Source organism: Streptomyces sp. NPDC048392, assembly GCF_043200575.1.
In the GTDB taxonomy this organism is placed as follows: Bacteria; Actinomycetota; Actinomycetes; order Streptomycetales; family Streptomycetaceae; genus Streptomyces.
The window spans coordinates 194,997-209,605 of the sequence record NZ_JBICYB010000011.1; the positions used below are offsets into that span (position 1 = coordinate 194,997).

At 68.2% G+C, this 14,609-nt stretch carries 13 protein-coding genes; 10 read left to right on the forward strand and 3 right to left on the reverse strand.

From position 1 onward, the window contains the following. Window positions 1–136 precede the first annotated feature (136 nt). Window positions 137–979 (forward strand): PE-PGRS family protein, encoded by an 843-nt coding sequence (locus tag ACGFYH_RS17850; RefSeq protein WP_393804062.1) that lies wholly within the window; start codon window positions 137–139, stop codon window positions 977–979. On the opposite strand, the gene ACGFYH_RS17855 is transcribed toward ACGFYH_RS17850, so the two are convergent. Together ACGFYH_RS17855 and ACGFYH_RS17860 are read right to left on the reverse strand one after the other, a co-directional pair. Continuing rightward, window positions 909–2,210: a hypothetical protein gene (locus ACGFYH_RS17855; RefSeq protein WP_393804063.1), complete on the reverse strand. Its 1,302-nt coding sequence runs from the start codon at window positions 2,208–2,210 to the stop codon at window positions 909–911. The genes ACGFYH_RS17850 and ACGFYH_RS17855 overlap by 71 nt on opposite strands. Window positions 2,211–2,842: 632 nt before the next feature. Then, on the reverse strand, window positions 2,843–4,786 hold the full coding sequence (locus ACGFYH_RS17860) for a hypothetical protein (protein ID WP_393804064.1): 1,944 nt from the start codon (window positions 4,784–4,786) through the stop codon (window positions 2,843–2,845). A 161-nt stretch (window positions 4,787–4,947) separates the two neighbouring features. Here ACGFYH_RS17860 and ACGFYH_RS17865 point away from each other — a divergent pair, with 161 nt between their 5' ends. Next, the gene (locus tag ACGFYH_RS17865; RefSeq protein WP_393804065.1) at window positions 4,948–5,607 is read left to right on the forward strand and encodes an HAD family hydrolase; all 660 of its coding nucleotides are present in this window, start codon (window positions 4,948–4,950) and stop codon (window positions 5,605–5,607) included. On the opposite strand, the gene ACGFYH_RS17870 is transcribed toward ACGFYH_RS17865, so the two are convergent. Next, a complete protein-coding gene (locus tag ACGFYH_RS17870; protein ID WP_393804066.1) occupies window positions 5,588–6,862 on the reverse strand; it encodes a transcriptional regulator in 1,275 nt (424 codons plus the stop codon). The genes ACGFYH_RS17865 and ACGFYH_RS17870 overlap by 20 nt on opposite strands. Window positions 6,863–7,129: 267 nt before the next feature. Here ACGFYH_RS17870 and ACGFYH_RS17875 point away from each other — a divergent pair, with 267 nt between their 5' ends. The 8 genes from ACGFYH_RS17875 to ACGFYH_RS17910 all read left to right on the forward strand — a co-directional run bounded on the left by ACGFYH_RS17875 (window position 7,130) and on the right by ACGFYH_RS17910 (window position 14,408). Then, on the forward strand, window positions 7,130–8,380 hold the full coding sequence (locus ACGFYH_RS17875; RefSeq protein ID WP_393804067.1) for a methionine adenosyltransferase: 1,251 nt from the start codon (window positions 7,130–7,132) through the stop codon (window positions 8,378–8,380). Between the two features lie 92 nt (window positions 8,381–8,472). Beyond that, a complete protein-coding gene (locus ACGFYH_RS17880; protein ID WP_393804068.1) occupies window positions 8,473–9,306 on the forward strand; it encodes an aminoglycoside phosphotransferase family protein in 834 nt (277 codons plus the stop codon). Then, the gene (locus ACGFYH_RS17885) at window positions 9,303–9,602 is read left to right on the forward strand and encodes a histidine phosphatase family protein (protein WP_393804069.1); all 300 of its coding nucleotides are present in this window, start codon (window positions 9,303–9,305) and stop codon (window positions 9,600–9,602) included. Before ACGFYH_RS17880 ends, ACGFYH_RS17885 begins: the two co-directional genes overlap by 4 nt. Window positions 9,603–9,683: 81 nt before the next feature. After that, window positions 9,684–10,016, forward strand: coding sequence for a hypothetical protein (locus tag ACGFYH_RS17890; RefSeq protein WP_393804070.1), 333 nt, complete (start codon window positions 9,684–9,686; stop codon window positions 10,014–10,016). Beyond that, window positions 10,009–11,301 (forward strand): serine--tRNA ligase, encoded by a 1,293-nt coding sequence (serS, locus tag ACGFYH_RS17895; RefSeq protein ID WP_393804071.1) that lies wholly within the window; start codon window positions 10,009–10,011, stop codon window positions 11,299–11,301. Before ACGFYH_RS17890 ends, serS begins: the two co-directional genes overlap by 8 nt. A gap of 1 nt (window position 11,302) precedes the next feature. Beyond that, window positions 11,303–12,325, forward strand: coding sequence for a glycosyltransferase (locus ACGFYH_RS17900; protein WP_393804072.1), 1,023 nt, complete (start codon window positions 11,303–11,305; stop codon window positions 12,323–12,325). Continuing rightward, on the forward strand, window positions 12,319–13,335 hold the full coding sequence (locus tag ACGFYH_RS17905; protein ID WP_393804073.1) for a hypothetical protein: 1,017 nt from the start codon (window positions 12,319–12,321) through the stop codon (window positions 13,333–13,335). The genes ACGFYH_RS17900 and ACGFYH_RS17905 overlap by 7 nt, the downstream gene beginning before the upstream one ends. A gap of 380 nt (window positions 13,336–13,715) precedes the next feature. Beyond that, window positions 13,716–14,408 carry a restriction endonuclease gene (locus ACGFYH_RS17910; protein ID WP_393804081.1) on the forward strand — a complete coding sequence of 231 codons (693 nt, stop codon included), beginning with the start codon at window positions 13,716–13,718 and terminating at the stop codon, window positions 14,406–14,408. The last annotated feature ends 201 nt before the right edge of the window (window positions 14,409–14,609 follow it).

Below are 14,609 nucleotides of genomic sequence, written 5' to 3' on the forward strand. Positions count from 1 at the left end.
TGGAGCAGTTCGCTCTATCCCCGAGGCAATGGGCGTGGGCCATCGCCTCTGAAGGAACCTCAGCGAGTGCTCAGTTCCATCAGCTGGTTTCGCAATCACGGGGCGACGGGATCAACAGACCTGGCTCAATGGACCCATGGAGATGGGTGAGCACTGGGCCTACCGAGCGAGGCCGAAGGAGCTGGGCGGCCCGGTGCGGCGGGTCGAGGTCGTACGCGTAGGCGGTCGCGGCCGGGCTGATTGGCTCCACGTCCGGTTCCTCGACGGTGACGACGCCGGACTGCAGGAGTGGGTCGACGCGACTTCCCTCGTGGCGCGCTGGGAGGACGTCGAGGCGTTCCGCGCGGACGACGCGAGCGAGCTCGCTCTGGCCGAGGCGTCGCGGCATGTGCGGGGGAGTGCCGACTTCGAGGCTGCACGGCTGATCCTCGGGTTCGTCCGCCCGAAGAGCAAGCTGCGGCTGCGGCGCAGTGTCGCGGACGCAGGGATCCTGGAGATGGGCAGTCTCGACGGCAGCGCTCCCCTTGTCGGCATGGATCCTGCGGAGCTGCGAGGCGATCCGATGGTCTACGAGAACCGCTACCGCAGGTGTCTGGCAGGATGGCCGGTCACCGAGCGCATCGCACGCCTCGTGGCTGGCCGTCATGCCGAGGACATCCTTCCGGAGGTGGACCGCAGGCAGCAGGCCATCGATCAGGAGCGCACGCAGTCCTCCTGGTACTCCTACAGCCGCCGGGACGACCGCAAGCTGGACACGGAAGCGGCCGTCCTGCGGACCGTCCGTGAGTGGTGTGGTCAGGACAAGGCCGAGCGTTACGACGAGCTGGTCGCCCTGCGCGAGGAGGTCGTCCGGCTCGGGAAGCTCGTGGAGAAATCGGTGAAGGCCCTACGCGACCGCGGGCACGGCGTCATCGCCTCCACCATTGAGCGCGACCTCGGGATCCATATCTCCAGCCTTGATCCAGAGGTTCGTCGGTGAAGCCGCGCCATCGCTCCGGCTCCGGCTTGGGCGGCTCGGCCTCCGCCTTGGGTTCTTCCTGCTTCGGAGGCTTCTCTTTCTCCGGCCGCTGCGGATGCCATCCGTCGAGGAACGGCCGCAGCTGGTCGCCCGTGGGCTCCGCGTGGAGGCTGTGGCCGGTCAGGCTCCTGCCAGCCACGGTCGGGTCGAGCCGGTCAGCCTCCGCCTTCCCCCACGCTGACCACTCGCGAAGCCGCTCGGCTTCGTGGGCGTCGTCCGAGGCGGAGGCGGCCTCGTCGAGCGCGGCGCAGAGGGCCCGCATCTCCCCTGCGGCCCGCCACTGCGCCAGGGCGGTGCCGAACCGGTCGACCCGTACGGCGTCCACTGCCTTGATCGTCGCGATGCTGACCGCCGCTTCCCATTCTCGCCGCGTGCGCTCCTTCTTCTCCGCCTTCCGCCGGCGGTGCTCCTCTTCTTCCTGGGCCTCTCGCAGGCGGCGTTCCTCCTCCTGCCGCTCCCGCTCCTCACGCTGACGCTGTTGTTCCGCCTCCCGCGCCAGCCGGGCCTGCTCCTCTTCCTCCGCGCGGGCCTTCAGCGCTCGGAGGACGGCGTCGATCTGGTCCTCCAATGGCTTCTTGGCGGTGTCGGACCATTCCTTCGTCCAGCCGTAGCGGTAGCCGTAGCTGTACCCCGATTGCTGGGCCACCTGCAGCTCCAGCTCGCCGGACGGTTCGAGCCGGTGGGCCGGGGTGACCCGCTGCCATTCGTACGTCCGCCGGCCCGGCTGCTTGGGCACGTATCGGACCTGCTTCTGCCGTTCCTTGAAGCTGATCTCGTACGTCCTGCCGTGGACCGTGAGCAGTGGCCGCGGCTGCCTGCGCTTCTTCGGCACCGCGATATCGCCGTGCCGTGCGAGTGCCTGCTCGGCGAGGAGCCGAAGGAGGGAGAGTGTCCGTGGGAGCACCTCGTCCGAGATCTCGAAGGCACTGTGGTCCGCGGTGACCGCCGCGATCACGTCCTCGACGTCGGTGATCACACGGCTGCGTGCCAGGCGGATCCGGTTCCACTCGGTGTCGTCCTCGCCCGTCACCCGGAGCAGGCCGAGGAAGAAGTCTCCCTTCGCCCGCCCGCTGTACTTCAGGTGGTAGCCCTCCGGTGCACACTGCCGCGCGGCGTCGAACGCCCGGCGATAGCGGGCCCGCTCCTCGTTGCTCGGGTCCGGGATCCGAAGGAACCGACCGGCCTTCTGCACCTCCGCGATCAAAGCCGCGCCGATTTCCGCCGGCGACTGCCGTGGCGGCTTCGCCGGGCGTGCCGGCGCTGGCTTCGCCTCGGGCGGGGGCGTCGCCCGCCGACGGGGAGGTGCCGCAGCCTCCGGTGTCGGCTCGGCGGTTGCCGATCGTTGCTTGCGCGGAGCTGGCTCGGGCCGGTCCGGGTGGTGGCCGTGTTCCAGGTAGAAGCGACCGTCGTCGGTGATCTCCGCCCGCCACTTCCCACCATGCCTGGGCATGGTGATGAGGCCCCGGCCCTTGAGTGCACGGGCGGTGTGGGCAAGTTCCGGGCTCGCCGAGGTGACGGGATCCGTTCCCTCTCCGATGCGGGTGAGCAAGGCCAGCTGTCGATCGTTGAGCGGCGACCATCGGTACATGGTGACCGTCGTACCGGTCCCGCCGAGCGCCTACAAGCAGAATGGCGATGTTCCCGCCTCCGCCTGCCGAGCAAATCCACGACGTGAACTTCCGACTGCGCCTTCTGGGGGAGCCGGACCCGCTGTCGGCCAGAATGCGAGCCAGGAGCCGACACGCCCTCCTGGGTTAGACCGCTGCTCTGGTGTTTTGAGCCATGGCCGCCGTGTTGTCGTCGCGCACTCGGGGGCTGGCTGGATCACCGGCCGCTCGGAGGCTTCGGCCACGCGCTGCCCTCCTTCGCGGCGGTGAGGATGTCGCCCAGGCGCAGCCAGGCAGTCGGCCCGGAGTAGGAGGCAGGGCTGGTGGCGAAGCGCGCCCAGGCTTCCTCGTCTTCGCCGAGCGCGGCGGTGACGACTGACGCCACCGCGGCGTGAGCCGTGCCGTGTTCGGGACCACCGACGGTCAATGCGGCCCAAGCGGGCAGCGCGCAGATGAGTTTCGTATCGCACTCGGGGAGTCTGAGCACTTGCCGAACCCATGCCTCGCGGAGGTGAGGGCCGCCCCCGAGGCGCTTACGCAGGCCAGCGGTGACCTGGAGCAGCGCCTCCTGTGGTGAAGAGTGCCGTCCCAGCACGTCGGAGAAACCGAGCTTCGGCCGGTAGCTGTCGCGACTGACGAACGACAGCAGCGCCTTCTCGACGAGCTCATCGATTCCGGCGTGGCGGGAGAGATAGTCGTCCAGCACTTCGTCGGAAGCGGTTGCCAGATCTCGTACGGTGACCTGCTGTGGATCGCCGAGCGCCGAACTGCGGGCAGCTGTGGTCGGGTCCCCGAGGATCCGGTCGATGGCGGTGCGAAGATCGGCAAACTCGCGATCGTGCTGATCTGTGGCGAGGTCAGTGACCTCCCAGCTTCGACGAGGCTGTGGTCTCGCATGCCGTAGGACAGCACGAGCCTTGTCCTTCACCTCGTTCGTCACCTGAGGGAGGTGAAGGAGCATGGAATGCAGCCATCGCAAATCGCGGGGAGTCCGTCGGCCGGGGCCAGGGTCGGTTTCCCAGAGATCCAGAGCCTCTTCGGCTACTGCCGCGAAACGCTCTCCGAGCGTCACCAGCAGTTCCTGCGGCGCGCGCCAGGTGTGCGCGCGGCCGAATCGGTCCTTGGCGTCGGACGGGGTGAGGATGTGGCGCCAGGAGGTGTCGGCCCTGGACTCCACCCAAAGGACTGCGGCACGCAGCCCCGCGGAGCGGACTTCAGGGGACTCGTCGAAGAACTCCTCGACGTGGCGGCGCTCCTTCGGGGACAGGGATGCGAACTCACCGGCAAACCGCGAGCGCACATCCGCCTCCGAGGCGCCATCACGGAGTAGCCGACTGATGCGCGTGATCAGGGAGGCGCGAGGGAAGTCCGCAAGGTCGCGAACGGCGATCTCTTCGAGGAGGGAGCCCTCGACATCCCAAGGGATGGTGCCGAGCAAGTGCTTCCGGATGTAGTGGCTCGCTCGCGTGCCCTGCGCCCACTCGACCAACTGACGATGACGGTCGATATGGACTCGCGTGATCGCCTCCCACATCGAGCTGCCCGCGTCCAAGGTGGCCATGTACGCGTCGAATCGGGCAATGACATCGCCGTCCCCCTCGTCCAGCCGTGGGGAGGAGGGAAGTACTGGCAGCAGGCCAAGAGCGGCGGCGAAGACCGAGTCGTCGAGCGTCGGCTCACGGAGGATGACTTGTGCCGTGCCGGGATCTTCAAGGAGCGCCGGCGTCATCGGCTGGCCGTGCGGTCCACGCCGGCGCAGCTCGGTGACAACCGCCGCCGTCAGTGTCGCCCCGCGGTCCCGTCGGCCGAGTGCGCCGAGTTGGGCTACGGAGCAGCGGCGCAGCGTCTCCGCGCGCAGTTCGTCCGGGCATGAAGGATGGCCGAGCGCCGCGGCGGACAGATGCATCGAATAGCTCGCGTAGGAGGCGGCCTCCTGTCGAAGGTCACTGTCGATCGCGGCGCTGAGCATCCATTCAGGAGCGGAGGCACTGAGCGCCCCAAGAAGAAGCGCGAGCAGGAGGTCGTCGCGCGCGCTTCCCTCAGGTAGCTCGTGTGCTCGGGCGACCGCCATGCCGACGGGCGGTGAATCCGGCCCGGACTGCGCGGCGATGGCACGCAGGAACTCGATGGGCAGCCCTGAACGTGGCTCTTCGACGATCATGGTTCTTCCCCCACGTTGATCACAGCACGTCCGCCCATGGTGAGCCATACCACGGACACCGCGGGCGATATGACCTGATCAGGTCAGGGACGGGGTGGATATTCAGCCGCGGTCCGACAGGGCTGTCTACTCCAGGTGCTGCACCGTCTAACCTGCGGAGCATGATTCGTGCGGTGGTGTTCGACGTGGGTGAGTGTCTTGTCGACGAGACCCGGGAGTACGGGACCTGGGCGGACTGGCTGGAGGTGCCGCGGCATACCTTCGCGGCGATGTTCGGGGCGGTCATCGCGCAGGGGCGCGACTACCGCGAGACCTTCCAGGAGTTCCGGCCGGGGTTCGACCTGACCGAAGAGCGCGAGAAGCGTGCGGCGGCCGGGAAGCCGGAATGGTTCGGCGAGGACGACCTCTACTCCGATGTGCGCCCCACGCTGGCCGCGCTGCGAGAGGCCGGCCTGTGGGTGGGCATCGCCGGGAACCAGACCGTCCGTGCGGGCGGCCTACTTCGCGGGCTGGACCTTCCGTCCGACCTGATCGCCACCAGTGACGACTGGGGCGCGTCGAAGCCGGACGTGAAGTTCTTCGAGCACGTCATCGAGGCGACCCCTGCCGAGCCGGGCGAGATCCTGTACGTCGGGGACCGACTCGACAACGACATCCGTCCGGCCGTGCAGGCCGGGCTTCTGACAGCTCTGATTCGGCGTGGGCCCTGGGGCACGATTCAGCAGCGTGACCCGGATGCGGACTCGATTACCACGATGCGCATCGACTCGCTCGCGGAGCTGCCTGAGAAGATCGCCAAGTTCAACGCTGGAGAGCGCTGACAGTCGTTCCCCAGTCGTAGAGACGATCGTCGAGGTCTCGGACGCACTGCTCGTTCTGCCATGGGGCGAGCGTGCGTCGGACCTCGCGGATGCGCTCCATGCCCGTGGCGTACCAGGTGATGGCGAGCTGGTCGAGGGCTTGCACGGCGTACCGGCATGCCGCTTCCGGGTGGCCGTCCGCGGCTTCGACTGCGGCGAGATCGCCGAGGACGACCGTGCGCTGCTTGTCCGACTCGGGCGGCAGGTCGTCGAGAACCTCCTGAAGAGTCTGGCGGGCTTGTGGCAGATGGCCGGCCTTCAGCTGCGTGTTCCCTTTGAACGCGGACAGGCGCACGGGGCTGAACCAGTCCAGCCACTCAGGGGCGGGGTGCTCGGAGCCCGAGGAAAGGGCGTCCTCGGCGTGTCCGATCAGGCGGAGCGCGGCGCGAGGGTCGCCGCATCGGGTCTCGCATTCCGCCTCGACTGCATCCAGCCATGCCCAGAGCTCCGCGGAGGCGTCTCCGCGTCGAGCGTAGGTGCGGGCGGCCATCATGCGCTCGATCGCCGCTTCCCGGTCATCGGTCCAGCCGGGGATAAACGCCATGTGCGCGAGGATGGCCGATCCAAGGAGGGGGTCGTCGGCTTCGCCCGCCGCTTGCAGGGCACGCAAGAGGGTTTCCGAGGCTTGGTCGGGCTGGCGTAGGTCGAAGAACTCGATGCGCCCGGCCAGTAGATAGGACTCGGCAAGGGCGCCGGCCAGGGTCTGGCGGGCAGGGTTCGCCGTCTCCGGCAGGAGAGCGCATCCCAGACGGGCGTGCTCGAGCACCGCGGGGTGCAGTACGGCGGGCGCTACGGACCAGTAGAGGTGCCGGTGAGAACGAGTGACGGCCTCGAAGTCCTTGCCCACTGTGACTGGCTGCGTTGCGGGGCCGGCCTGCGCGGGGACGTTGGCTAGCCGCGCTCCCTTCAGAGGCGCATGCGGGGTGTTGCGGACCGTCGAGCCCGCGTGGCGGCTCTCATTTCCCCAGGGTGGGGTGAATCCCAAGTCCTCCATGCTCTGGCCCAGGAGGTGGGTCAGAACTCGGTGGACGTCAGGCTGAGGCCAGGGCGGTGTGGCGGACTCCCAGCGTCGGATCTGACGCACGCCAACAGCGAGCCCCCTGATGCCCAGCTTGGGTGCCGTCTTGGTGATGGCGTCGGCCAGAGCCTGCTGTGAGTTGTATCCGGCCGCCAGGCGGGCGGACTTGAGTCGGGTGTTGCCTGCGGGACGGGACATGGATCTCCTCCGGGGACGAGTTCTCGTCAGAGAGTGACATGCGATGTCCCCGCCGCGGCGCAAAATCATCCACAGGAGCCCAACAAAGCCCTGTAGAGGTCCTCTTGATGACCTGTCAGAGCCCTCGAATAGGACCTGAAGGGCCAGGAAGATGGCACCCACGGACCGAGGACATCGGCCTCGTCACCACCCACGGCACTTACCGCTCGTCCAGGCGTTCTGCGCCTGCGCTCATCCCCTTCTGTCCACCCTGAACGGGAGTTCGTGATGCTTCGCACGAGCACGACCATCGACAACAGCCACCTCGTCATCGAGACGGGCGGGTCCGCCCCGGATGCCACGACCATCGTGGAGCGCAAGGGCCTCGGCCATCCGGACACCCTCGCCGATCAGTTGGCCGAGCGACTGTCCCGCGCGTACAGCGCCTACACCGTCCAGCACTTCGGCGCGGTGCTGCACCACAACTTCGACAAGCTCGCCCTGCTGGGCGGAGCGAGTGAGGTCCGCTACGGCGCCGGCCGCATGACCGCCCCGGTCCGGGTGCTCGTCAACGGCCGCGCAGCGCCCATGTGCGGCGGTGAGCGGATCCCCGTCGAGGACATCGTGGAGGCCGAGGTACAGGCGTTCTTCGCTCGCCGGCTCCCCGAGGTCTCCGACCACCTCGACATCACCTTCAACATCACCAGCAACTCCAGCCCCGGTGCCGTCCTCACGGGCGACGAGGTGCCCGACCGGACGCGATGGTTCAACCCGCGGTCGATCGACGACCTGCGGGAGCGGCGGGTGCGGCTCTCCAACGACACGTCGCTGGGCACGGGCTGGGCGCCGGAGAACGTCTTCGAGTCCTTCGCGCGGGATCTGGTCGACCACTTCTCCGGGGAGAGCGACTTCACCCTCTCCCACGCCTGGTGTGGGTCGGACGTGAAGCTCATGGGCTACTGGGACGGGGAGCGGGCGGATGTCGTGCTCTGTGTGCCGCAGAAGTCGCGGCACGTCGCGAGCCGTGCGGAGTACGTCCAGAACACCGAGAGCGTCCTGGCCGAGTGCTACCGGCTCGCCGGCCTCCACCTGCCCGGCGCCGAGGCGAGTTTCCGGCTCAACGCGCGCGACGTGCCGGAGAAGGACGAGCTGTACCTCACCTACACCGGTAGCTCCATCGAGTCCGGCGACGAGGGCGTCGTCGGCCGAGGCAACCGCGTCAACGGCCTCATCACGCCCCTGCGGCCGATGAACCTGGAGGGCGCCAACGGCAAGAACCCCGTCTACCACGTGGGCAAGCTCTACAACATCGCTGCCCGCCGGCTCGCCCAGCGGCTCCACGAGGCGACGGGAGGGCACGCCGAGGTCCATCTGGTGAGCACGACCGGGCAGCGCCTCGACCAGCCGTGGCGTGTCCTCGTCCGTCTGTCGTCCCCCGACGCCGAGGTGGACAAGGTGCAGGCGCTGGTGGCGGAGGCGCTGGGCGAGTTCCCGGCGCTCACCGACGAGCTGGTCTCCGACGGGATCGTGCTGAGCTGATGAAGAAGCGGACGCTCGGAGAGGTCTCCCCGGAATGTCGGCGCAGGCTGATCACTCACTATGGCCCTGAGGTCTCCGGGTGGCTCGATGCTGTGCCCACCTTGCTGGAGGAGGTTGCCGAGCGCTGGAAACTCACGCTCGGGGCTTACCACGACGCCGGGCACGCCTCCGTGGTCGTCACGGCCGGAACCCTCGAAGGTCGTCCGCTGCTTCTCAAGGCGTGGGCCGATCCCACCCGGTTCCGCAACGAAGTCACCGCTTTACGTCTGTGGGCGGGCGGGCCGACGACAGGGGTCGTCGAGGCGGCGGACGACCTGGTCGCGGCGGCCCTGGAGATGGTTGGGGGCCGCCCGGGTGGCTGCGAGCGGCCGCCTCGGGAGCTGCAGACCGTGGCCGCCGCTCTCCAGGGCCTCCACACCATCGGCCGGCGCCAGCGCCGACCGCGTGAGCTTCCTTCCTTGACCTCGTACCTGTATCAGGAGGTTCGTCCGAGGGTGCGCCGCCGTCTGGAATCGGTCGATGCCGGCCCGTGGCAGGGGCTCGTCAACTCGGCCGTCCCGGCTCTGGTGGCCCTGGAGGAGGACGGCGGTCGGGCGACGGTCCTGCACGCGGATCTCTACCGCGAGAACGTCCTCTTCGACTGGCTGGGCCACCCGCGCCTGATCGACCCGCTCCCGATGGTGGGCGACGCGGCCTTCGACTGGGCCTTCTGGACCGTGTACTACGACCTCGGACACGGCACGGACGCTCGCTTGGCCACAGCCGCCCGGATCTCACGCATCCCCGTGCCCGTCCTGGCGCCATGGTGCAGGGCCCTGGCCCTGGACGGCCTGCTTTTCTACCTCGACACCGGTGATCCGCGCGCGCCGAGGATGGCCGACGTCCTCGCATGGCTGTCGGCGCCGACCCCAAGGAACCGATCATGACGACCTACGTCCTCCGCCACGGACAGACGAACTACAGCCGGCGCTATCTCGTCAACGGCGATCCGACCAAGCCCATCCGCCTGAGCGAGGAAGGCCGCCGGTCGCTGAACAGGGGATGGAGCAGCGTGCCCCTCCACAGCGTGAAGACGTGGCTGGCCAGCGAATTCCCCCGTGCTCAGCAGACCGCCAACCTCCTGATGGGAGTCCCCGGGCCGGAACTGATCACCGATCCTCGGCTGAACGAACTCGACTACGGGGAATTCGAGGGAAATCCGTTCCTGGAGTACGCCGTCTGACTCGATGGGCACGGCGCCGACGAGCGCCCGCCCGGCGGGAGTGAGTCGCAGCGCGAGGGCATCCGCAGGATGCTCTCCGGGGTGCTCGCGGCCCTGGAGCATCCCGGCCCCCGCGTCATCGTGGCCCACGGCCTGCTGGTCTCCGTGCTCCTGTGGCACCGCGACCGGACTTCTCGCGGGGCCATGCCCCTGTTCTTCCCGGAAGCCCCGTACATCGATCCCGTCGCCATCCCCGATGACGAGCTGCCGGAATTCATCGGGGCCCTGATGAACGATCTTGAAACTGGCGTTCTCGATCGCGCCGTCGGCGACGGTGACAGGGAGGTAATGCGGATCGGCGAAGGGGCCTCGGTTGCTACCGTCGATCCCGTATCCCACCACTCGCCGGATCAGAAGGATCTTCCTCATGCATGATGCCCGCGCCCTGATTGAAATGGGTGCCGAAGCGGTTCGTCGGCTCGCTCGTCGCGGTTACTCCCTGGACCTGTCCGAGCTGGAGTCCCTCCAGTCTCGTCGCAACCAGAACATCCGCTCGGCCGATGAGCTGCGGGCCGAGTCCAAGCGGGTGGCGAGTGAGGTTCAGCAGACGGCCAAGCAGGGCGGCGACATCAGCAAGCTGAAGGAGCGCGCCCGCGAGATCAAGGAGCAGGTCCGCGACATCGAAGCGGGGCAGGAAGAGATCGAGGCCCAGCTCCGTGATCTGCTCCTGAGCATCCCGAACCTGCCGGACGACTCGGCCCCTGATGGCGACTCCGAGGAGTTCGCCATTGAGATCCGGCGCGTCGGTACGCCCCCCGCGTTCCCCTACGAGCCGAAGGACCATGTCGATCTCGGAGAGGCCACGGGCATCCTCGACTTCGGCCGCGCGACGAAGCTGTCCGGCCCGCGCTTCGCGGTCTCCCGCGACGCCGGCGCCGCTCTGGAGCGGGCCCTGGCCACACTCTTCCTCGACATCCACACCCGCCGACACGGGTACACCGAGTACGCGGTCCCCTACCTGGTCACCCGCAAGACCATGACCGGCACCGGCCAGCTCCCGAAGTTCGAGGAGGACCTGTTCAAGACCGGTGTCGCCGACCGCGAGCTCTTCCTCATCCCGACGGCCGAGGTCCCGCTGACCAACCTCTACGCCGACGAGATCATCCCGCCCGCCGAGCTGCCGCTCGCGTTCACGGCGCACACTCCGTGCTTCCGGTCCGAGGCCGGCTCGTACGGCCGCGACACCCGCGGTCTCATCCGCCAGCACCAGTTCGCCAAGGTCGAGATGGTCAAGATCGTCGACCCGGAGACGGCAGACGCCGAACTGGAGGAGATGGTCGGCCACGCCGAGGCGTGCCTCAAGGAGCTCGGCCTCGCCTACCGGGTCATCAAGCTGCCCGCCGGCGACACCGGCTTCTCCGCCCAGCTCACGTACGACCTCGAGGTATGGATCCCGAGCCAGAACACGTACCGCGAGATCTCCTCGGTCTCCAACTTCGGAACCTTCCAGGCCCGCCGGGCGAACATCCGGACCCGTGGCGAGGACGGCAAGCCCAAGCTCGTCGCCACCCTCAACGGCTCCGGTCTGCCTGTCGGCCGCACCCTGGCCGCGCTCCTTGAGCAGTGCCAGCAGCAGGACGGCTCGATCGTCCTGCCCGAATCACTCTTCCCCTATCTCGGCTTCCGCCGTATCTCGGCGGACGGAACACCGGAGGCATAACGTGCTCGTCGGCGTCTGCGACTTCCCTGGTAGCTACGCCTTTCCAGCCGCCGGGTACGGCGGGATCGAACGATGGCTGTGGGCGGTCGCCGAAGGCGCCCGTGCCGCAGGCGCCGACGTACACCTCCTCGGGCCGGGCTGGCTCACGGAACTGGAGCACGACTGGGTCCGTAAGCCGGTCCGCCTGGAGGACATCTCCACTGGATCGCTCGCTGAACGCGAGCTGCGCGACACGGGGTACGACCTCCTGGTCGTTGGTCACGAGTACCCGTCGCTTCCCGCGTGGACGCGCACCTGGAGCGAGCTGGACTGCGACGTCGCCACCTTCCAGCACTCGCCCGTCTTCCAGCACGCCGCAACCGCCTTCGATGGCAGGCGGTCGCGCCTGTACTGCTACTCGCCCGAGATGATCGAACGGTACGCGGACCACCGGCCGATCCCTGAGCTTGCCGTCCATCTCGGCCTCGACGAGGAGGAGCCGCCGGCCACCCCGGGTACCGATCTCGTCTGGCTCGGCCGGATCGACGAGGAGAAGGCACCGCACATCGCCGTGCGGGCGGCCCAGATCCTCGGTCGCCGCATTCGGATCGTCGGCCCCGTCTTCGACGAGGCGTATGTGCGGCGCCACGAAGGGCTCTTCAGCGCCGACCACGTGAAGTGGATCGGGGAACTCGGCGGTCCTGCCAAGACCGCAGCCATCGCCGACGCCTCGGTCTTCGTCTACACGTACGCCCGCACCTACGTGGAAGCCGGTGCCGCGGTCTTCGGTGAATCCCTCCGCGCCGGCACTCCCATGGCCGCCCTGACCTGGCGCGAAGGAACCTGCGCCCACGCGGCCCTGTGCGAAGAGACGGGCGCGGTCGCGGTCGTCGACCCGCGGGAGGAGGACGAGACGGCGGCACGAAGGCTTGCCGACGCGATCGAACGGGCGGAAAGCCTCGATCACCAGCGTGTCCAGGCGATGGGGATGCAGCGCTTCGACCTGGCGCGCCACTTCCAAGCGATGTCGGCCCGATCGTGCTGACCCGCGCGGTCGGCACCGTCGGAGACGACCTGGCCCAGCGGATACCCGGCGTACTGAGCGCCGCGTTAGGCCCCCACTGGGAGTTCACCGCCGACGGCCCCCACATCGAGATTCTTCACCCGCACCGGGGAAGCCCCTACCAGCCGCCGCGCAGATCACCCACGTGGAGGGAGATCCTCGACTCCCTGGAAGCCGGCTTCGCGGGGGACGGTGCCCCACGTGACGCCTGCCTCCCTCTCCGGTGGGGCAGAGAGACCGAACTGACGATCTCCGCTATCCAGGCCCTGGACCCGGTCCTCAAGGACGGCCAACCTCGCACGTATCGAAGCGGATTCATCCCGCAGCCGGTCGTCCGCTTCACAGGTCAACGGGACGCGGAAGGCCAGTTGATGGACGGCTTCCTGACCTCCTTCGTCAACGTCTCCCGAGTCCAGCCCATAGGGGGCCTGGAGGAATACGGCGCCATCCTCGACGGCTGGCTGACAGTCCTCTCCCAACTCGGCTTCCACGCACGGCACCTAAGCATTTATGGAACGCTCACTCCGTGGCGCCGACGGCAGGTCGAAGGCATCACACTGCGCTTCCGCCACCTGGACCTCACCCTCGGCGACATCGTCCTCCTGTGGAACACGGATCACCCGGACCGGATAGCCGTTGACCTCGGCACTGGGCTGGAACGCCTGGCCTGGGCGCGCACCAGGGCGAGCTGGCACCCCCTGATCTTTGGGCGCTTCGCACAGATGGCGACACCACCGACGCTGGATGCCCTCCGTACCGCCACACTCCTGCTAGGCCACGGGATCGCCCCAACAGCTCGGGGGGCCGGCGGAATCACACGGCGCGTCCTAGGCGCCATCGATCCCGAAGCCACCCGCCTCGGCGTCAGCGCCATGGTTCGAGCTGCCTACGACTACTGGTCGCTCTTCGGCGCCTTGCGTGCTCCATGGCCGGAGATCGCTCGCGTCATCGAGGGAGAGGGAGAGGCGACGCGCTCGACCCTGGCGGCATAGAAGGTGCGGGCAGCGCTCGTTCTCGCCCCAAGCCTCGAAACGGCTGAAGCTGGTAGGTCGAGCCGTAAACGCGCAGGTCGAACGATGAGCGGCTGATGGGGTGCGGGGTTCTTCTGACCGAAAACCCATCACTCGCGGTGATCGACTTCTTACATGCTGTCGGTGGCGCGTGCTGTCATACGACCGGCGCGGGGATGCACCAACGGTCTTGGACAGAGGGGGAATTCCTTCATGGCGGTTCAGCTTGCGGACCACGTTCGGGGTGACGTCCCGGTGTGGGCTCAGACACGGTGGCATGTGGGATCAGCCGCGGTAGGCGTTGCCACGTGCACGCCGCACTTGTGTGCTTCCTCCGCCTCGGCGCAGCCGGGCGGGACTCGATGAGCCGCCGCCCGATACGGCGCTCGGCCCGGCGCCGACCGGTCCGTCGTTCCAAGAAGCAGGACGAGCAGGTCGCCCTGGTCGTGGGTGTGGTCGTGGCGGTCGGCCTGGTCGTCACCGTCGTGCAGTGGCTGCTCATGCACTGGTGGGTCCTTGTCATCGTCGCCGTGGCCGCCTCGGCTGCCGGTGGCCTCTGGTACCAGAAGGCACAGCAGCGGGCAGTTTGGGCTCGCGTACGCGCCCAAGCCTTGCGGCTGCGGATTGCCGAGCTCGACGCACTGGATCACCGCGCGTTCGAGTTCGCTGTACGGGACCTGATGCGCCGCGACGGCTGCAAGGCCGAGCAGCTCGGAGGTGCTGGCGACAACGCTTGCGATGTACGCGCCGTCGACCCCGCCGGTCGCGTCTGGGCGATCCAGTGCAAGCACCGTCGGGATGGGGACCGTGGTGCCGCGGTCGGTGTCGGGGTGCTGCAGCAGGTCAACGGCACTGCACGCCAGATCCACGGGGCGGACGTCGCGGTCGTCCTCACCAACGGCCGCTTCTCCTCCAAGGCGATCCCCTGGGGTAAGCAGTACCGAATCCACCTCGTCGACCGCCGCGTGCTCGGCGAGTGGGCCGCAGGATCCCGCCCCTTGTGGGACCTGCTCGACCGCATCCCACCGCCGTGCCGGCCGACTGCTCTGTCCTGACGTGACAGGTGCCTGGCAAATCCAGCCCAAGACCAGCGCTTTGTTGCCAACCACTGGTGACCGAACCCTTTCACCGCCCAGTTCGGACTATGCAGGAAGGCTGGGATGAACCGCACCGGTTCCAGTAGAGACTCGATTTCATGAAAGGATCGAGTCATGGCACGACCTTCCCGTTATCCGCTTGAGCTGCGCCGTCGCGCG